Origin of the sequence: Pseudomonas sp. 5C2 (genome assembly GCF_034314155.1) — a bacterium.
Lineage (GTDB): Bacteria > Pseudomonadota > Gammaproteobacteria > Pseudomonadales > Pseudomonadaceae > Aquipseudomonas.
Window position 1 is genome coordinate 1,520,052 of sequence record NZ_JAVIWH010000003.1, and the last position, 17,260, is coordinate 1,537,311.

The 17,260-nt window shown below is 59.7% G+C and carries 18 protein-coding genes and 1 pseudogene; 3 read left to right on the forward strand and 16 right to left on the reverse strand.

Features of this window, described 5'->3' with window-relative positions; translation table 11 throughout:
* From RGU44_RS21780 to RGU44_RS21840, 13 genes are read right to left on the reverse strand one after another with little or no spacing between them, the layout of a single operon-like run.
* Nucleotides 1–1,161 (reverse strand): sodium:proton antiporter, encoded by a 1,161-nt coding sequence (locus RGU44_RS21780; RefSeq protein WP_322177470.1) that lies wholly within the window; start codon nucleotides 1,159–1,161, stop codon nucleotides 1–3.
* Entirely contained in the window at nucleotides 1,158–3,512 is a 2,355-nt protein-coding gene (locus tag RGU44_RS21785; RefSeq protein ID WP_322277911.1) for an MMPL family transporter, read from the reverse strand. Before RGU44_RS21785 ends, RGU44_RS21780 begins: the two co-directional genes overlap by 4 nt.
* Nucleotides 3,496–4,098: an outer membrane lipoprotein carrier protein LolA gene (locus RGU44_RS21790; RefSeq protein WP_322177472.1), complete on the reverse strand. Its 603-nt coding sequence runs from the start codon at nucleotides 4,096–4,098 to the stop codon at nucleotides 3,496–3,498. Before RGU44_RS21790 ends, RGU44_RS21785 begins: the two co-directional genes overlap by 17 nt.
* Nucleotides 4,095–4,520, reverse strand: a complete 426-nt coding sequence (locus RGU44_RS21795) for an acyl-CoA thioesterase (RefSeq protein WP_322177473.1) — start codon at nucleotides 4,518–4,520, stop codon at nucleotides 4,095–4,097. Before RGU44_RS21795 ends, RGU44_RS21790 begins: the two co-directional genes overlap by 4 nt.
* On the reverse strand, nucleotides 4,510–6,057 hold the full coding sequence (locus RGU44_RS21800; RefSeq protein ID WP_322177474.1) for an aromatic amino acid ammonia-lyase: 1,548 nt from the start codon (nucleotides 6,055–6,057) through the stop codon (nucleotides 4,510–4,512). Before RGU44_RS21800 ends, RGU44_RS21795 begins: the two co-directional genes overlap by 11 nt.
* Nucleotides 6,038–6,988, reverse strand: coding sequence for a glycosyl transferase (locus RGU44_RS21805; RefSeq protein ID WP_322277912.1), 951 nt, complete (start codon nucleotides 6,986–6,988; stop codon nucleotides 6,038–6,040). Before RGU44_RS21805 ends, RGU44_RS21800 begins: the two co-directional genes overlap by 20 nt.
* Nucleotides 6,981–7,718, reverse strand: coding sequence for a glycosyltransferase family 2 protein (locus RGU44_RS21810; protein WP_322277913.1), 738 nt, complete (start codon nucleotides 7,716–7,718; stop codon nucleotides 6,981–6,983). The genes RGU44_RS21805 and RGU44_RS21810 overlap by 8 nt, the downstream gene beginning before the upstream one ends.
* Entirely contained in the window at nucleotides 7,711–9,390 is a 1,680-nt protein-coding gene (locus RGU44_RS21815) for an AMP-binding protein (protein ID WP_322277915.1), read from the reverse strand. Before RGU44_RS21815 ends, RGU44_RS21810 begins: the two co-directional genes overlap by 8 nt.
* Nucleotides 9,387–9,932, reverse strand: coding sequence for a hypothetical protein (locus RGU44_RS21820; RefSeq protein ID WP_322177478.1), 546 nt, complete (start codon nucleotides 9,930–9,932; stop codon nucleotides 9,387–9,389). Before RGU44_RS21820 ends, RGU44_RS21815 begins: the two co-directional genes overlap by 4 nt.
* On the reverse strand, nucleotides 9,929–10,183 hold the full coding sequence (locus RGU44_RS21825) for an acyl carrier protein (RefSeq protein WP_322177479.1): 255 nt from the start codon (nucleotides 10,181–10,183) through the stop codon (nucleotides 9,929–9,931). Before RGU44_RS21825 ends, RGU44_RS21820 begins: the two co-directional genes overlap by 4 nt.
* Nucleotides 10,184–10,192: 9 nt before the next feature.
* Entirely contained in the window at nucleotides 10,193–10,453 is a 261-nt protein-coding gene (locus RGU44_RS21830; protein ID WP_219064478.1) for a phosphopantetheine-binding protein, read from the reverse strand.
* Nucleotides 10,428–11,240 (reverse strand): lysophospholipid acyltransferase family protein, encoded by an 813-nt coding sequence (locus RGU44_RS21835; RefSeq protein ID WP_322278488.1) that lies wholly within the window; start codon nucleotides 11,238–11,240, stop codon nucleotides 10,428–10,430. Before RGU44_RS21835 ends, RGU44_RS21830 begins: the two co-directional genes overlap by 26 nt.
* Nucleotides 11,216–11,935: a beta-ketoacyl synthase chain length factor gene (locus tag RGU44_RS21840; protein WP_322177480.1), complete on the reverse strand. Its 720-nt coding sequence runs from the start codon at nucleotides 11,933–11,935 to the stop codon at nucleotides 11,216–11,218. Before RGU44_RS21840 ends, RGU44_RS21835 begins: the two co-directional genes overlap by 25 nt.
* Nucleotides 11,936–12,296: 361 nt before the next feature.
* Between RGU44_RS21840 and RGU44_RS21845 the strand changes: the two genes are divergently transcribed.
* Nucleotides 12,297–13,076 (forward strand): ParA family protein, encoded by a 780-nt coding sequence (locus RGU44_RS21845; protein WP_219064476.1) that lies wholly within the window; start codon nucleotides 12,297–12,299, stop codon nucleotides 13,074–13,076.
* Nucleotides 13,077–13,104: 28 nt separating this feature from the next.
* Here RGU44_RS21845 and RGU44_RS21850 read toward each other — a convergent pair.
* Both RGU44_RS21850 and trxC read right to left on the reverse strand, forming a co-directional pair.
* Nucleotides 13,105–13,491, reverse strand: a pseudogene (locus RGU44_RS21850) (PAAR domain-containing protein); the annotation flags it as partial.
* Nucleotides 13,492–13,622: 131 nt separating this feature from the next.
* The gene (gene trxC, locus RGU44_RS21855) at nucleotides 13,623–14,057 is read right to left on the reverse strand and encodes a thioredoxin TrxC (protein ID WP_219064475.1); all 435 of its coding nucleotides are present in this window, start codon (nucleotides 14,055–14,057) and stop codon (nucleotides 13,623–13,625) included.
* A 418-nt stretch (nucleotides 14,058–14,475) separates the two neighbouring features.
* Here trxC and RGU44_RS21860 point away from each other — a divergent pair, with 418 nt between their 5' ends.
* Complete coding sequence (locus tag RGU44_RS21860) at nucleotides 14,476–14,922, forward strand: hypothetical protein (protein WP_322177481.1); 447 nt, start codon at nucleotides 14,476–14,478, stop codon at nucleotides 14,920–14,922.
* Nucleotides 14,923–15,022: 100 nt separating this feature from the next.
* The gene (locus RGU44_RS21865; RefSeq protein WP_322277916.1) at nucleotides 15,023–15,850 is read left to right on the forward strand and encodes a hypothetical protein; all 828 of its coding nucleotides are present in this window, start codon (nucleotides 15,023–15,025) and stop codon (nucleotides 15,848–15,850) included.
* Here RGU44_RS21865 and selO read toward each other — a convergent pair.
* Nucleotides 15,789–17,252, reverse strand: a complete 1,464-nt coding sequence (gene selO / locus RGU44_RS21870) for a protein adenylyltransferase SelO (protein WP_322177483.1) — start codon at nucleotides 17,250–17,252, stop codon at nucleotides 15,789–15,791. The genes RGU44_RS21865 and selO overlap by 62 nt on opposite strands.
* Nucleotides 17,253–17,260 lie beyond the last annotated feature (8 nt).

Sequence of the window (17,260 nt, forward strand, 5' to 3'; positions counted from 1 at the left end):
TCAGCTGTTGGCACAAGGGCTCCTTGCCTGTTCGGCGGGTTTGACAATCATTCGGTTCATGCCCGCGAATGCGGGCATCAGGGTCGCGATCAAGCCCATCAGCATCAGCGCGAAGTACAGCGCAGGACTGATCAGCTGTTGTTGCAGCAGCAGGTTGAGGAAGACGATCTCACTCAACCCGCGAATATTGAGCAGCAGGCTTTCACGCCAGCGGCTTGCGCCAGTAAACGACGGCGTAGCCCAGCGCAGACCGAGCCAGTTGCCGAACACTTTGCTGGCAATCGGCAGCGCCAGCAGCGCGCCGAGTTGCAGCCAACTGAGGCTGCTTACCGCGCTGTGAACGTTGATCTGGACGATCCCGAACGTCAGGATCAGGGGGATTGCCAGTGTGTTCTGCAGGCGTTTGAACCGTTCGGGGCTTAGTGGCAGTACGAAGGGTTGCTTGAGCCAGGCCATGCAAAACAGGTAGCCGATACCCAGGATCAAGGCGTTGAGTTTGTAGTGCTCGGCGACCACCAGCAGTGCGAAAAAGGTCAGGCTATAGACCCATGGCTGGCGCAGACGCAGCGCCCTGAAGAGCAACGGTACGCAGGCGCCCAGCAGCGGTAGCAACAGGCTGCTAAGGTGCAGGCTGCCTTGGGCGATGGCGAACAGACTCCAGCAGGTCAGGTCGATCAGGATCGCAGTCTGTACCAGGCGTCGGGTCGCCGCAGGTGGGTAGTCGATGTGGTGCAGGTATAAAAACAACACGGGAATCGCCGTGATTGCGAACACCAGGCCGACCGCCAGCGAACTTAGCCACGCTTGCTCCGGCAGCAGCCAGAACGCGCACGCCAGCCCGCAGCAGAAGGGCACGCAAAAGCTCGGCACGGCGATTTTCAGGCTTTGCCGGTCCATGTCCAGTTCGATCACGTCGCTGAGGATGTGCCCAAGCACGAGGGCGAAACCCAGGCCATACAGGGTCTTCAACCAAACGGGCTCCACCAGTTGTGCGCCGCTGAGTTGCCAATGCGGCTCGATCCAGAACACCATCAGCAACGGCAGGCCGAACGTCGCCAGGAGCAATTGGCTGACGATGGGAATCAGGCCAACGTAGCGACCCAGGCGTGTTGCCAGCGCAAACATCAGCAAGGCCAGCAGCCAGAACAGCGCGATCATCATGCTGCCGACTCGGCGATGGCGGGTGTATGCGGTTGACGACCGGCCCACGGGGCGAGCATGAAGCTGAACGCCAGGCCGAGGCTTACGGACAGGCCGAAGTTGCTCACCGCAGGCGTGCTGGAAACCGCCAGCAGGCCGAACGACAGCCAGGTGGTGACGGCGGCGAGCAGGGTGCCGAGCAGGCTGACCGCCGCGCCGCCGACCTGCTCACGCATCAGGATCGCGTAATCGACGCTGATGGCTGTGACCAGGAGCAGCCCGAACAGGCTGAACAAGGTCAGCGGCTGACCCAGCCAGCCGAGGCTTGCCAGGCTGCACAGTGCCGCCAACAGTGGCAGGGCGACGATCCGCAGGGCGCCACTGAGACCGAAGGGCAGAATCAACAGCAACACGATCAGGCCACAGGACAACAGCTTGAGCTCCGCAGCGCTGATTTGGGTGGCGGCGAACACGTTGTTCAGATCGCCGAGACGGTCCACCAGTTGCACGCCCTCAAGGTCCAGCGCCTGTACGCGTAACAATGCCGGGTTATTCAAGCCCTGCAGGCTGACCATGCCGGCCACGCCATCAGGTGTAGCCCCCAGCCACAGCCCGCGCCACGGTTCGCCCAAAGGACCGGCCAACGCCATGTCGATGTCCTCAGTCGGTAGTGCCTGCAAGCGTGCCAGCTCTGCTTGCAGCGCACTGGCCGGTACGCCCAGCTCAATCAGCGGCTGCCAATACAACGGCAGTTTGCCCAGAGCATCGCGCACGCGGCGTTGCTCTTCGGGCGGACTGAGCAATTGGTTAAGCGCCAAGTAGCCCTGCAACTTGTCGAGGCTGATCAGTTGGTCCAGCCGCTGGCTCAGCTTGGTCTGCCGTTCGAGCAATTGCTGCTGATCGGCGGCGCGCACAAGGAAGAACTGACTGGTTGGCTGATAGCCGGTGATACGGGCAATGGTTTGGGCTTCGGCCAGCAATTGCGGCGGCGCGCTGATCCATTGGCGGATGTCGTTTTTGCTGGTCAGTTGCCACAGCCCGGCGGCACAGAATGTGAGCAGCAGCCCCAGCAACACGGGCGTGCCGATGCGGCCGAGCAGGGCTTCACGCATGCTCAACAAGCACTCAGCGATACGCAGCGGCCAGGTGGCCGGACGCAGCTCCATGTTGTTGAGCATCGCTGGCAGCAGGCACACCGCAGTCAAATAGGCGCCGACCAGCCCGGCAGCGGAGAACACCGCAATTTGGGTCAGGGCCGGGAAAGGCGTCCAGGCCAAGGCCAGATAGCCGATGCAACTGGTGGCCAGACTCAGGCTCAAGCCCGAGAGTGTCAGGCGCAAGGCTGGCCAACTGCGCCAGGACTTCATGCTCCAGCTTTTCGACAGGTAATGCAGCGGGTAATCCACCGCGACCCCGATCAGGCTGGAACCCAGCACCAGGGTCATCACGTGCATGTGGCCGAACAGCGCCACGCAGGCCACCGAGCCGAATAACATGCCCACCACCACTGGCACGAATGCCAGCAGTACGCGCCAGCGCCGAAACGCCAGTAGCAGCAGCAACAAAATACCCAGCGTGGCGCCGCCGCCGACCCAGGTGATTTCCCGGGAGGCTTGGCGTTGGCCCTCGGCGGCGTATAGCAAACCGCTGGCGGCGAGCAATTGCGCGTCCGCCTGGCGGGCCTGTTCGCGCGCGGCACTGAGCAGGTCGGCGACCTGCAGGGGCAAGTGCATGTCGAATGCATTGCCTCGGGTTCGTGCGCGCAGCAACACCCAGCTTTTACCGTCGGCGTTGGCGATCAACGCGCCACTGCCGAGATCCAGCTGCACGGAACCATGCTGCGGCTGGCTGTTTTGGATACGCCCGGTCAGGCCGAGCCAGTCATCCTGGCTGGGCACCAGACTGAAGCCGGTGAAGGGGTCGAACAGACTCTGTACGCGTTGCTGAATGAACGCTTGCGGTTGCTCGATCAACTCGCTACGGTCGGCGGGCGACAACATCGCCAGTCGCCCCTGGAGCAATTGCTGGCGCAGCCCCGGGATGTCGGTTTGCAGGTTCCATTGAACCTTCTCGAACAACCCGCTGGCCTGCCATTTTTCGCCCAGCTGTTGGGCCAGATCGATGGCGTGCTGGCGATCCGCGTGGCCAACCAGCACCAGCATCTCGCGGTTGAGGGGTTCTTGCATGCGCTCTTCGGCGCGCAGTTCCAGGGCATCCGGGGTTGAGCCGGGCACCAGCTCCATCAAGTTCGCCGACAGTGGAGGACCGTTGCGCCATTGCCAGCCAGCCAGGGCCAGCATGGCCAGCAAGAGTACCAGGAACAGGCGCGGCATCCAGCGTTCAAACGACTGGCGTCTAGTCAACAAAGTCATGGTGCTCCGCATCGCTCAAGGTGCCAGCGGCGCTGCTGTTGATCATGCGTAGCAGGGTGCTGTCACCCTGAGTTTCAAGCAGTTCGATACGCTGAACCAGTTCGCCGCCGTCAATATTGATTTGTTTGAACACCTGTTGCAGCAGCAACGAGCGCGGGGTCAGGGTCAGTTGCCACGCCTGTGCATCGCCTTTAAGTTGCAGGTCGAAATCGCGTTGCAGGCCACTGCTGTCGCCTTGCAGTACGGCGAGGAACAGCCGGTTTTGCTCGGCGCCTGCGCTCTTGTTCGGCAGCAATTGCCAACCATTGGCATCGCGGCGGGCGATCCCGACGGTACTGATTCGATAATCCTGTTTCAGCGGTGTCGCCAGCAGCCAGAGCAGGCCATAGTCCTTGGCGAGGACGAATTTACCCTTGCTGGTCAACGGCTGGGGCAGGGCGCGCAGGTGTTTTTCCTGAATGAAATCGCCATGAATCACTGAGGGTTTCCCCAGTTGCGTGCTCAGTTGTTGCAGGTCAAAGGCGTTGGCCAGCGATGACAGACCAAGCAGCGCAACGGCGAACAACAGGTGGTAAAGGCGGTTCATGGCAGCGCTCTCTGTACCGCATCGGTGAACACTTTGGGCGATGCCAGTTGCATGTCGTGGCTGGTAATCTCCACGGCCACTTGAATTGTGGTGGCGCGGGTCATGCGCTCGCCCGTGACGGCGTCGCTGATCAGGTAGTTGATCTTCAAGCGGTTCTCCCACTCCACCAGACTGGCGCGAACGTTAAGCTTCTGGCCGAAAACTGCGCCGCGTATATAACGTAATTGCAGGTCAATGACCGGCCAGGCGTAGCCGGAATCGAGCATCTGCTGGTAGTTGTGGTCCAGTTGGTCGAGCAGCGCACAGCGGGCGACTTCCAGGTACTTGATGTAATGGCCGTGCCAGACCACGTTCATCATGTCGATGTCGAAAAATGGCACCTGGATTTCGGTGTCAGTGTGGATCAGGCCCTTACTGCGCATGCAGCCTCCAGTGGCGGTCGGCGATCCGCTGCAGGCACAGCCGCAGTTCGCCGTCCAGCGCGCGGTCTTCGATCACGGGCGGGAAGTCTTTGCTCAGTTGCTCGTGCATGGCTGCCAGCGCGGGCGGCAGGGGCCGAGCATCGTCAGCCTGACTGCGCAGCCAGACACCTTGGTTGGCCGCGAGCAAGGTGGCGGCGGCTACTTGCTCGGTCAGCTCCAGTACGCGGATCGCATCACGGGCGGCGATGGTGCCCATGCTGACCTTGTCCTGGTTATGGCATTCGGTGGAACGCGAGAACACGCTGGCCGGCATGGTGTTTTTCAAGGCTTCGGCTGTCCAGGCACTGGTGCCGATCTGCACTGCCTTGAACCCGTGGTTGAGCATTGCCCGCTCAGCGCTGGCGCCTGACAGGTTGCTTGGCAGGCCGTGGCTGTAACGCACGTCCACCAGCAATGCCAGTTGCCGATCCAGCAGGTCGGCGACGTTGGCTACCAGGGTCTTGAGGCTGTCCATGGCGAACGCGATGTGGCCGCCATAGAAGTGGCCGCCATGCAGTACGCGTTCGGCTTCAGCGTCGATGATCGGGTTGTCGTTGGCGCTGTTCAGCTCGATTTCGATGAATGAACGCAGCCAGTTCAGGCTGTCGGCCAACACGCCCAGGACATGGGGGGCGCAACGCAGCGAATAGCGATCTTGCAAGCGGTGCAAGGGCGCGGTCGGTGCATCGATGGCCAGGTCCTGGCGCAACCAGGCGGCGACTTGCATCTGCCCTGGGTGTGGCTTGGTGGCAAACAGGCGTTCATCGAAATGCTCGGGATTGCCCTGCAAGGCCACCACGTTCATGGCGGTGATGCGGGTCGCCAGTTGCAGCAGGTAATCGGCGCGGGCGAAGGCGAGGCAGGCGATGCCGGTCATGACTGCGGTGCCGTTCATCAAGGCCAGCGCTTCTTTCGGGCGCAGGACCAACGGCTCCCAGCCCAACTCGCGGTGCACGTCAGCGGCCGCGCGGCGCTCGCCACGGAACATCACTTCGCGCTCACCGGACAAGGTCGCGGCCACGTAAGACAGCGGCGTCAGGTCACCGCTGGCGCCCACTGAGCCTTCTTCCGGGATCTGCGGCAGGATGTCTTGGTCGATAAAGGCCTGAAGGCGCTCCAGCAACTCCACGCGCACCCCGGAAACGCCCATGCACAGCGACTGCAACCGCGCAGCGAGTACCGCACGGGTCGCTTGTGCGTCGAGCATTTTACCGAGACCGCAGCCGTGGAACGTGTACAAGTGACGTGGCAGCGCTTCGACGTGCTGCAACGGCACCGCGACGACACAGGAGTCGCCATAACCGGTGGTTACGCCATAGATCACGCCTTCCTTGTCCAACAGGGAATCAAGAAATTGCGCGCCTTTGGCGATGCGCAGGCGAAATGCGCTGTCGTTTTGCAGCTGCGTCGGCACTTGGCGATTGGCCAGAAGCAGCACCTCTTCAATACGCAACGGCCGTTCGCCGAAGGTTACCGGTTCAAGCGCTTGGATCGTCATCGGTCTTCCAGAATGAGTAGAAGTTGAACCACTGATGTGGTGCCTCAAGGCAATAATGGGCGAGGCGTGCGGCGTAGCGCTGGACATGTCCGGCGACCACCTGCTCGCGATCACTGCGCCGCCATTTAATGCGCTCGGCGAAAGGTTCGAGAATGACGCGATAACCGCTGGCGCCCTTCAGGCAGAAAATCAGATTGATCGGGCATTGCAGCAAGCCCGCCAACAGCCATGGGCCCTGCGGGAATGCGGCGGGGTGGCCAAGGAAATCCACCCGTACATTGCGCCCGCCATGCAGGGGGACGCGGTCGCCAGCAATGGCCAGCCATTCACCGTTATCCAGGCGTTGGCTCAATTGCAGCATGATCATCGGGTTCAGCTCGCTGACCTGAATCAGGCGCAGATTAGTGGCCCCCGCTTCACCCAACAGGCGATTGAAGCGTTCGGCGTGCTTGGTGTGCACCAGCACGTTCATGGTGACCCGTTCACCCAGTTCGGCCAGCGCGCGGCAGACTTCGAGATTGCCCAGATGGGTGCCGACCAGCATTTGCCCGCGCCCACTGCGCAACTGGTTGCGCAGCAAGTCGTGATCGACAATCGTGATCTGGTCCAGCGTGAGCTTGCCGTTCCATACGTCGAGCTTGTCCAGCAGTGCATCGGCGAAGGCCATGAACTGCTTGAACACGCTCCGCCGGGTGGGGCGTAGCGCCGATTGTCTGCTCCAGCTGGCCAGGTACTGCTGGTATTGCCAGGCATTCTGTCGGGCGCCAGGGCCCAATACGAAGAAGTACAGGACGATGCCGTACAGCACGGGAGTCAGCAGGCGTCGCCCGAAATGACGCACGCCCCAGGCCATCAGTTTCATCAGCAGAAAGCTGCCACGCTCCTGATGAGCGGCCCAATGTTTTTTGGCTTCGTTCGTCGGCTCACTCATGTCGCCACCGACGCCACAGGATCAGCGGCATACGCACCAACATGCCGAAGAACAGTTTGGTGTGCATTTTCGTGATCAGTACGTTGTCGCGGAACAGCCGGAAGTGCGACACCCCGTCCAGCGGGTAATGAACACGGGTCGGCAGCCAGCGCATTGGCTGATTGCGCCAGGACAGGCGCACTAGGATGTCCGAGTCGAAGTCCATCCGCGTGCCCACCTGCACCGAGTCGATCAGCTTGATAGTCGGTGCCAGGGGGTAGAGCCGGAAGCCACACATCGAATCGCGAATCTGAAACGACAGGGTGTTGACCCAGACCCAGAAGTGGGTCAGGTAGCGTGCATACAGGCGAACCTTGGGCACGCTGGCGTCGTACTGCGGATAGCCGCAAATCACCGCCAGGGGAGCACGGCGCGAGGCGTCGAGAAACAGTGATACGTCGTTCAGGTCATGTTGACCGTCGGCATCCACTTGCAGTGCATGACTGAAACCCAGGCGCGCAGCTTCGCGGAAACCGGTCATCACCGCGCCACCTTTGCCTTGGTTGATCGGCAGGCGCACCAGATAGACGTTCTCTTCTCCGGCCAGCGCTTGCAGCACCGCCGCGCAACTCGGGCTGCTGCCGTCGTCGACCAGCACACAGGGTAGGCCTGCCTTCAGCAGTTCATGCACGACGGCGGACACCGTCCGTTCGTGGTCATAGACCGGGATCACCGCGCAAGGGCTATGCATGCTCAGCCTCCAGCACGATACGGCCACTGGAGCAGGCAGCTTCTGTGTTGCGGTAGGAGAAATACAGTTTGCTGCGCTCGGCATCGAAACGCAGGGTCAGCGCAACCTGATCGCCGGGGCGCACCAGTTGCTGGAACTTCAACACTTCCATGCCTGCAAATCGCGGTGGCAGATCCAGCAGGCGCCGGCCCAGACTCAGCGCCCAATCGACCTGCACCACGCCCGGCAGTACCGGGGTTTGCGGGAAGTGTCCGCTGAAATAAGCCAGGTCCGCGGGAATGATCAAGTCAAGGTGCCACTCGCCGCCTACTTGCTGCTGGCTGAGCAGTTCCGGCTCTTTGGGACGCGCAGCAAGCAACAGGACTTCGACCTCGGCCTGTGGCAGTTTGCCTTGGGCGTTGAGCGGTAGCTGGCGCAGCAGTCGCCAGCGCCTCGGTAGGGAGATGGCCTCGCAATACGGGCGCAAATGGCGGCGCAGTTGCTCGGTCAGCGTACGTCGGCCTTGATTGCGCAAGGCATGCAGACCGCTTTCGCTGAGAACCACCAACGCGCCGAGGGACGCCCGGTTCTCTTGAACCACGCCCAGACGCACCTCGCTGACCCACTCATGTGCCGCCAGCGCGTGTTCCAGTTGCGGCAGGGAAATACGCTTTTCTTCAAGCTTGACGATGCGGTCCAGCCGGCCGAGCAATTCAAAACGTCCGTCAGCGCTGAAGCGCGCGGCGTCGGCCGTGTGTTCGACATGGCCAACAGGCAAGTAAGGGGACTCGATCAGCAGGGCGCCGTCGCTGTCCTGGCTCAGTTGCACTCCTTCAAAACCCTGCCACAGGCTGTCGCCCTGACGCCAGGCGATGCCGCCGGTTTCCGAACTGCCGAGGATTTCGGTTGGCCATTGGCCCAAACGCTGCTGCAAGCTGCGCGCGGCTTCGGCGGGCAGCGCACCGCCCGAAGAGAATACGCGGCGCACGTTGCTCAAGGCCGGCCAATCGAGGTTGTCGCCCATGCGCTTGAGCAGTGCCGGACTGGCGACCCAGGCGAATGTCGGATGTTCGCGACTGGTTCGCTGTAAATCTTCGGGGAATGGCAGCTGCTTGCGCACAAAACTGCGTCCGGCACACAGCGGCCACAGCACCCGGAACAGCAAGCCGTAAATATGCTGGGTGGCAACGCTGCCGATGATGCAGGACGTGCCGAGGTCGGCGCCCCACAGCGCTTCCAGTGCTTTGACTTCATTGGCCAACTGGCGCAGACGCTTTTCGATCAGCTTCGGTTCGCCACTGGAGCCTGACGTGCACAGGCTCAGGCGACAAGTGTCGAGGTCCAGCGCGGCGGGCGACAGCGGCGCGGCGTGTAATTCATCCAGGTGTGTGTCGCCCACCTGATCGCTGAGCCACAGGTCGACGTCGTTCGACCAGCGCTCGCGGGTTTGTGCTTGCAGGTCTGCGGGCAATAACACGCTGACACCGGCACGCCATGCGCCGAACAAGGCCACGGCCAGCTGACCGGCGTCTTCCAGATGCAGCGCAAGGCGCTTGACGTCTCGGGCCTGGAGACCGGCGGCAACACTCAGGGCCTGCTCGCAGAAACGGGCGTGGTCCAGGGCGGGGGCCATCGTCAGTTCGCGGGCAGGCAAAGCCTCGAGCAACAGGTGCTCAAGTGGTATCCAATTCATGCGCGACCTCTTACACGTTGACGCAACAGCCATTCACCGGCAAACAGCAGGCCCATCAGGCCATAAGCGATCAAGCCGTTGTACAGCGTCCACCAACTCAATGGCGCCCACAGGGTCAACGCCGCTGCGAGCAGGCCATTACACAGAAAAAACAGGCTCCAGACCTGGGTCACCTGTCGGGTGTAGCGGATCGCGATCACGGGCAAGTCAGGCTCGCTCAGGCGTGCCAATCGCTCGATGACGGGTGGGCCATAGATCAGGCTGAGGCCGAACAGACTCAACATGAATCCGCTGACGAGCACCGGGTACCAGCGCAGTAATAACGGGCTATTGAACAGCCCCAGCAGCAGGCAAAAACCCAGGGCGACAACGGCCGTCAACACGCTGCCAGGACGGCGTTTTCCCGTCAGCGCCCGCGCCAGCCATAGCCCTCCGAGCAGCAAGGCAAACTGCCAAGGGGCGAAATGTTCAATGCCGAAATACACCGCAAAGGGGTAAAGCACGCCAGCCAACAGCAGGCCAAGGGCGATCAGCCGACTCATGCGGTCGGATTGACCAGGCGGTAAACCGCCTCGACCACATCGTTGACGGTGCGTACGGCTTTGAAGTCTTCAGCGGCGATTTTCTTGCCGGTCTTGCGTTTGATGTGGTCGATCAGGTCCACGGCATCAATGCTGTCAATTTCCAGGTCCTGGTACAGGTTGGCTTGCAGGTTGACTCGCTCAGGCTCAAGTTCGAACAGCTCAACCAGCGCACTGCGCAGGGTGTCGAAGATGTCTTCACGGGTTTGCATTGTTATTCCTCAGGCCGCTTGTCTGGCGCTGACGAACGCCGCAAGGCTGTCCACGCTGGTGAAGTGATTACGGGTATCTTTGGCGTCGGCGTCGATCTTGATGCCGTAACGTTTCTGAATCGCCAGGCCCAGCTCCAGGGCGTCTACCGAATCCAGGCCAAGGCCTTCGCCGAACAGGATCTGATCGTTGCCGATGTCATGGGTGCTGATGTCTTCGAGGCCCAGGGCGTCGATAATCAGCTGTTTAATTTCCAGGTGCAGATCGCTCATCTTTGGCGAGCTCCTTGATGAAGTACTGATGCAGATAATCGTTGAGCTTGCGCGAGGCTATGGGTGCCGGGCCAAGCACAGCAAAGGCTTGTGGATCTATATCGGCCCCAACGCGCAAACTGAAGTGCGCCCGGCGCTTTGGGATGCGATACCAGGGCTGGGCTTTAGTCAGGGTGCTGGGATTGACTTGGATCGTCACCGGGGTAATGAGTTTCGCACCTCGCAGTGCGATTGAGGCTCCGCCACGATGAAAGGCAGGCACCTGCCCCGGCGTGGTGCGCGTGCCTTCCGGGAAAATAATCAGTGTCTGCCCGCCGCGTAGAGCGTCTGCGGCAGCATCGAGCATCTCCATGCTGCCATCATTGCTGATGTAATCGGCGGAACGCACCGGCCCCCGGGTAAAGGGGTTCTGCCACAAGCTCTGTTTGACCACGCAATTGGCATTGCGCACCAACCCGATCAGAAATACCACGTCGATCAGCGACGGATGGTTGGCAATGATCATCTGGCCCGGGCGGCCGAGTTTTTCCGCGCCCTGGACGTCATAGGTCAGCACGCCGGTGCGTGCCATAAATCGGATGAACCGCCAGAGCAGCCAACTGATCGTGCGTCGGGCGCGGGACCGATGGCGTTGCGCATCGCCGGGCAGGCAGCTCAACAAAGGGAAAAACACCAATCGCAGGCACAGGCCGACCACCCCGAAAAGGGCAAAGCTCAGGGCGGTAGCCAGCAGGCGCCAATAATAGGCGTCGCGGCGCTTGCTCAGCGGGTCCGTTGCCAGGTCCACAATCGGTTTTTCCATGAATGTTGGCAGGTGGTCTGCTCGCTCGTTAACGTGCGCAACAGGTTGAGGGCGTGAGGCCACTCTGTATGGGACATGTTTTCGCTGCCGGTGCTCAGGCACAACTGCCAGTCGGTGCCAGGGGTCAGCAGCAGCCCTACCGCGTAGGGAAAGGGCACGTCCTCGATCCAGTCGGCATAAGCTGCAGGTGGCTGGTCTTCCGTGACGATCAGCAGCACGGCTGGCGAGCCCTCGGCCAGCAGGGCAACGGCTTCAATAATACCGTGTTCCAGGCCGTCACCCGCTGCAGCCAGCGCCGTCATCTCACTGGTTTCACCGCGCATGATCGACCACAGGCCAATCACGGCATTGTGCACTGAGAGGCTGAACTGGGTGGGCGACAGCGGCTGATTGGCGGCCAGATCGGAGAGGATGTCGAGGGTCCGAGGGGTTTCGCCATGGCGCGAGACGAACACCAGCGGAAGCTGTTCAAGACCTTCAGCCAATGGCCAGCCAACGCTGAAAGCCATCCGCGCCAGGCGACTCAAGCGTCTGCGCTGCATAGCGGGCAAAAACGAGACGTCGGGCGCCATATCCCCACTGTCTAAAAGGGAAGGGCTCAGGCTCCATTGCTGCCAGTCCTCGACCGTTTCCAGGCCGGGGGCCCAGGCGCGCCATTGTGCGATGTTGAACGTGATCACGAGTTTTCTTCCCGCCCCTGCGGGCATGCCTTTCGCTGCGGTTTTCCGAGACAACACCCATTTGAGCACGGTTCGCCGAAACGGCACCCATTCGGGTGAGGCGCTTTAGCCGAGAGGCGCGCATTATCCCGATGGGGCTGATGAGTAGCAAATGCTGTTACGAATAGTTTATTTAGACAAATAGTTCCTTCGTTATGCATTTTTAATTTCGACTTCGCTGTGTAGGAAAATCGCTATTAATTATGTAAGCCTAAGTCCGTTATCGGCGTCTTTTCAGATGAAGCGCTCGCCCTTGTCACCCGCTTTGCTTAGACTCGGGCCCATTCATCAAGGCCATTTACAGAACCAAGGAGGTCTATTCATGCGGCGCGTGGTGTTCAATCAGAAAGGCGGAGTGGGTAAGTCCAGTATCGCCTGCAACCTGGCGGCAGTCAGCGCTCACGAAGGGTATCGGACGCTTTTGATCGATCTTGATGCCCAGGCCAACTCGACGCAGTACCTCACCGGTTTGACCGGCGACGATATTCCGATGGGCATCGCCGATTTCTTCAAGCAAACCCTGTCGTCAGGTCCGTTTGCCAAGAAGAATAAGGTCGATATCTATGAAACGCCCTTCGACAACCTGCACGTGGTAACCGCCACGGCAGAGCTGGCCGACTTGCAGCCCAAGCTTGAGGCCAAACACAAGATCAACAAGTTGCGAAAACTTCTTGATGAACTGGACGAGGATTACGACCGGATTTATCTGGATACACCGCCTGCGCTGAATTTTTACGCGGTTTCGGCGCTGATCGCTGCCGACAGGGTATTGATCCCTTTTGACTGCGATAGTTTTTCGCGTCAGGCGCTGTATGGCCTGCTCAAGGAAATCGAAGAGCTGAAGGAAGATCATAACGAGGGCCTGGAAGTGGAAGGCATTATCGTCAACCAATTCCAGTCCCGCGCCAGTCTGCCGCAGCAAATCCTCGATGAGCTGATCGCTGAAGGTTTGCCGGTGTTGCCGGTTTACCTCAACAGTTCGGTGAAAATGCGCGAGTCGCATCAGGCCAACATTCCGTTGATCCATCTCGAGCCACGGCACAAGTTGACCCAGCAGTTCGTTGATCTGCACGACCTGCTTGAATCGGGAGCTCAGCGCTGACACCTACCGCACTGGAGGGTTGTCGCAGAGGTGAAAACAACTTCTCGCGCAATGAGCCGTCGTGGATGGCGCGGGACCATTGTTCGGCGGCCATCCGCGCGGCTTCGGCGAGGTCTGCCGGGATGGGAATCGTCGCCTCCATATCGGCCTGAATGCTGTCTTGTGTCGCCAACAATCGATGGCTGCCCAGCATGCAGCCGCACTGCACCCACTGGCCGTGGGTTGCCACCGCGACATACTCGTCAACGTAAGTTGGATTGCCTTGGGCGATGTAACCGACGCTATCGCACGCCGGGCACCACACGGGGTCGCCCATCCTCGCCAGTTTGCGCAGCAACACGATTGCCTTGGCGGAAGCCGCTATGACAAAACCGTCCGTGGTAGTGAGATCACCTTCCCTGATGACAAATGTCATAGATAGTCCTTACCCATCGCTCAAGTAGAGTAAGGAAGGCTAGTAGTAAAGCGCGGCAGCAGGTGCCGGAAAACCCTGTTTCGGAATCGGCCTACAGAAAAGTCAGCACCTGTGCCGCTGCTGAAAAACGTCTAAATCCCTTGGCTTTTCAACCAGGCCAGTAGCTGCGGCAAAGGGAAGGCGCCACTTTGACGCGCGACTTCCTGGCCATTCTTGAACAGGATCAAGCTGGGGATCGAACGAATGCCTAGCTGAGCCGACAGCTGTTGGTTGGCCTCACTGTCCAGCTTGGCGAGCCGGCAGCGCCCTGACAGCTGACTGGCCGCCTGTTCGAAGACGGGAGCAAAAGACTTGCACGGGCCGCACCACGCCGCCCACACGTCCACCAACAGCGGCAGATCGCCTTTGATCTGGCTGGCGTAGTCGCCCTGAGTCAGTTCGAAAGGCTTGCTCAGCACTACCTGCGCCTTGCAGCGCCCACATTTAGGCTGATCGCCAAGGCGGTCGGCCGGGATGCGATTGAGCCCGTTGCAGTGCGGGCAGGGGATCAGGAGTGGGTCTGGCATGGGAGGCTCCGTTGGCAGTGTGTGCATTTGAGATAAATGGTGATGCTGGCGTCGAGAATCAAGTCGGCTTTTATTAGAAAAGATCCAAGTGATTAAACTATAGGCGGTGAGTTTCCGGAAATCTGTAGGGATGACCGGGGGCGCGCAGTCTTGAGTGCGAATAAGCAGTCGATCGTAGGCAAGCCTGCTCCTACAGGCCTAGGTACTTGTCCCTGTGGGATAGTCAACTACCCGTTCAGGGAGTGGTGCTCGGCAATCGAGCTCGATAGTCTCTGGCAACAGCAATCAATCTGTTGTTTTTCTTGAATAAGCGTCTATGTATAAGTGTCGAGGTCCCGTATCGCCCCCTATTAATAAATAAGCAGTGTTCGGTTTTCAATATAAAAACAATACCCTCGACTCAAGTTGGACTATCACAATGCACATTATCAATCCCATCGTTTTCTCGGTAATGCTGGCGGCTGTCACTGTTTCCTCGGCAGCGCAGGCCGGGCCGGCGGTCAGTGTTACTTTTAAAAATAACGGCACAGCGGCGGCGATCTACAGTGCCGTGGGCAAAAATGGGGCCGGCACCAAGGCGAATGCTTCGCCCACCCCAGGCGATAAGGTAGAGAAGGGAAGTTTCGACAGTTATAAAGTGCAAAGCAATCTTTCGCCGGATGTGAATTATGCCGTTGTGCATTACCAGATAGGCTCCAAGGCTTGTCAGTTCACAACGACGTATCTCAAGTCGCGTGTGCGCGGCGTGGAACTGCCGAAATGGAATAAAAATGCAGTCGCCAGTGGGGGCGCTCGGTGTGACGTAAAGATCACATCCGTTGATTTTGCTACTCACGCATGGGCTGTTGAATTTGCAATGAAATAACACGTCGGTTATCAGGTTTACAGGACGTGCTCTGCAGGTATATCTGCGTGCAGAGCAGAGTCTTGTAAGGCGTGTTTTTATCGATTAACAGGGGTGGTACATGATTAGTAATATACAGGCTTCGCCGGTAAGTTCATCCAGTACGGTAATACTCACCCAGCCTATATCAATGAGTGACAGCACGCCGGCCCAGTCTGCAATCGCTTCAACCGACACGGTGAAGGTATCAACGCTGTCTCGCCAGTTGAGTGACAGCGCGGCGCGAGCGGAGGTGCGTGATAAAAATACGAGCCGTGGCGAGCTCGGTGATATGGCTCGAAAGTTGAAAGATGATTTTTTAGGCGATAGCTACAATGCGCAAAGAGTCAGGCATGACGCGGAAAAGCCTGAAACTGACGATCCTGATTTATTAGCGAGGGCTCGGCACGCTACGGCGTATGTGAACCTTGCCAGCACGGGCGATAGGAGTACCAAGAGTCCGTTTGCTGACCTGACAACCGAGCAACTCGCCCTCATCATTTACGATGACAGCGGTTCGTATACTGTGAATGAGAGGCGAGCTGCTGCATATGACGCTAATGATATAGAACAAAAATGGCGAGTCGAGGTGATTGCCCAATCAAGGCAAGAAAGTGAGGGTAACGTCAACACACCTAAGTTCTATGCTGAAGTGCTGTCCCACTACAAATCATTACCCCCTATCGAGCAGGCTCAATACCCGGGCGATTATGAGACCCGCCTGCTGGGCAGGATCAGCGAGGGCGGGGGTGTTCAAAACACCGAGGACGACCGTCTCCTCACCCTGTTCGAAGTCCTGGCAAATATACAACTGCCTGAAAAAGAGTCTGGCCCCACCGTCCCTGGCCTCAGGATGAACAGCTTATCTCCAGATGTTTCCCCCACTCCGGCGGCCGTTCTGCGTAGTTAGCCATGCCGGGCTGTTCTTCGAAGGGGTTGCTCAGCACGGTGTGCAGGCGGCGCACTTCTTCATAGTTGCCGTCTTCGGCGGCGTCGATGGCTTTTTGTGCCAGATAGTTGCGCAGGATATAGAGCGGGTTGACCGCGTGCATGCGTGCTTGGCGTTGTTGCTCGGTGCCATTGTCTTCACGGGCGATCCGGGCTTGGTAGTCAGTGGCCCAGACATCGAAGCCTTTGATGTCGACAAAGTCATCGCGTAGGCGGGTGGAGGCCAGGGCGGCGGGCTCATCACCCAGTCGACGGAAGAACAGGGTGTAGTCGACGCCGCTGTTCTGCATCAGTTTGAGCAGGCGTTCGATCAGTTGGGTATCGCCGTCTTCGGCGCGGGTCAGGCCCAGTCTGCTGCGCATCAGGTCCAGGTAATGAGCCTGGTACAACGGCAGGAACAGACCGAGGGCTTCACGCAGGGCTTCGACACTGATGAACGGTGTCAGGGCTTGAGCGAGGGCGCTGAGGTTCCATTGGCCGATGGGCACCTGATTGCTGAAGGAGTAACGACCTTCGTGATCGGAGTGGTTGCAGATGAAGTTCTGGTCGAAATCATCGAGAAAGGCGAACGGGCCGAAGTCGAAAGTGATGCCCAGGATCGACATGTTGTCGGTGTTCATGACGCCATGGCAGAAACCGTAGGCTTGCCACTTGGCAATCAACTCGGCATTGCGCTCGACGATTGTCCGGAACATCGCCAGGTACGGCTCAGGCTGTTCCAGGCAGTCGGGAAAATGCATCGCCAGCACGTGCTCGCCCAGCTCTTTCAGGCGTTCCGGCTGCTTGGTGTAGAAGAAATACTCGAAACTGCCGAAGCGGATATGGCTCGGCGCCAGGCGCAGGACCATGGCTGCACGTTCTTGCTTCTCCCGCCACACGGGTGTGCTTGAGCCGATCACGCACGCGGCTCGACTGCTGGGGATGCCCAGTGCGTGCAAAGCTTCAGAGGCCAGAAACTCTCGGATCGATGAGCGCAATACCGCCCGGCCATCGCCCATGCGTGAATAAGGGGTCTGCCCGGCGCCCTTGAGGTGCAAGTCCCAATGTTCGCCAGCGTCGTTGTAAACCTCGCCCAACAACAGGCCGCGACCATCGCCCAGCCGTGGGTTGTAGGAGCCGAATTGGTGACCTGAATACACCATGGCCCTCGCATCGGCGTCGGCCCAGAGTTTGTGCCCACTGAAGATTTCGGCGAAGACCGGCAGTTCGGCCTGTGCCGGATCGAGATCGAGCAACGCCATGGCGGCAGCACTTGCCACCACCAGACGCGGATCAGCGATGGGCTCGGGCAGGACCGAAGTGGAGAACGCATCCCCCAGGCGGGCGAAGCGGTTGTCGAAGGTCAGTTCGTCGAGGGCTTTCAAGGGCCACC

Excerpts from the sequence above, each read along its gene's own strand:
- RGU44_RS21830 (WP_219064478.1), bottom strand. The coding sequence starts at position 10,453 with ATGAGCGATCTGCACCTGGAAATTAAACAGCTGATTATCGACGCCCTG.
- RGU44_RS21785 (WP_322277911.1), bottom strand. The coding sequence starts at position 3,512 with ATGACTTTGTTGACTAGACGCCAGTCGTTTGAACGCTGGATGCCGCGC.
- RGU44_RS21800 (WP_322177474.1), bottom strand. The coding sequence starts at position 6,057 with ATGACGATCCAAGCGCTTGAACCGGTAACCTTCGGCGAACGGCCGTTG.
- RGU44_RS21795 (WP_322177473.1), bottom strand. The coding sequence starts at position 4,520 with ATGCGCAGTAAGGGCCTGATCCACACTGACACCGAAATCCAGGTGCCA.
- RGU44_RS21780 (WP_322177470.1), bottom strand. The coding sequence starts at position 1,161 with ATGATGATCGCGCTGTTCTGGCTGCTGGCCTTGCTGATGTTTGCGCTG.
- RGU44_RS21820 (WP_322177478.1), bottom strand. The coding sequence starts at position 9,932 with ATGAGTCGGCTGATCGCCCTTGGCCTGCTGTTGGCTGGCGTGCTTTAC.
- RGU44_RS21815 (WP_322277915.1), bottom strand. The coding sequence starts at position 9,390 with ATGAATTGGATACCACTTGAGCACCTGTTGCTCGAGGCTTTGCCTGCC.
- RGU44_RS21845 (WP_219064476.1), top strand. The coding sequence starts at position 12,297 with ATGCGGCGCGTGGTGTTCAATCAGAAAGGCGGAGTGGGTAAGTCCAGT.
- trxC (WP_219064475.1), bottom strand. The coding sequence starts at position 14,057 with ATGCCAGACCCACTCCTGATCCCCTGCCCGCACTGCAACGGGCTCAAT.
- RGU44_RS21790 (WP_322177472.1), bottom strand. The coding sequence starts at position 4,098 with ATGAACCGCCTTTACCACCTGTTGTTCGCCGTTGCGCTGCTTGGTCTG.
- RGU44_RS21865 (WP_322277916.1), top strand. The coding sequence starts at position 15,023 with ATGATTAGTAATATACAGGCTTCGCCGGTAAGTTCATCCAGTACGGTA.
- RGU44_RS21825 (WP_322177479.1), bottom strand. The coding sequence starts at position 10,183 with ATGCAAACCCGTGAAGACATCTTCGACACCCTGCGCAGTGCGCTGGTT.
- RGU44_RS21810 (WP_322277913.1), bottom strand. The coding sequence starts at position 7,718 with ATGCATAGCCCTTGCGCGGTGATCCCGGTCTATGACCACGAACGGACG.
- RGU44_RS21805 (WP_322277912.1), bottom strand. The coding sequence starts at position 6,988 with ATGAGTGAGCCGACGAACGAAGCCAAAAAACATTGGGCCGCTCATCAG.
- RGU44_RS21860 (WP_322177481.1), top strand. The coding sequence starts at position 14,476 with ATGCACATTATCAATCCCATCGTTTTCTCGGTAATGCTGGCGGCTGTC.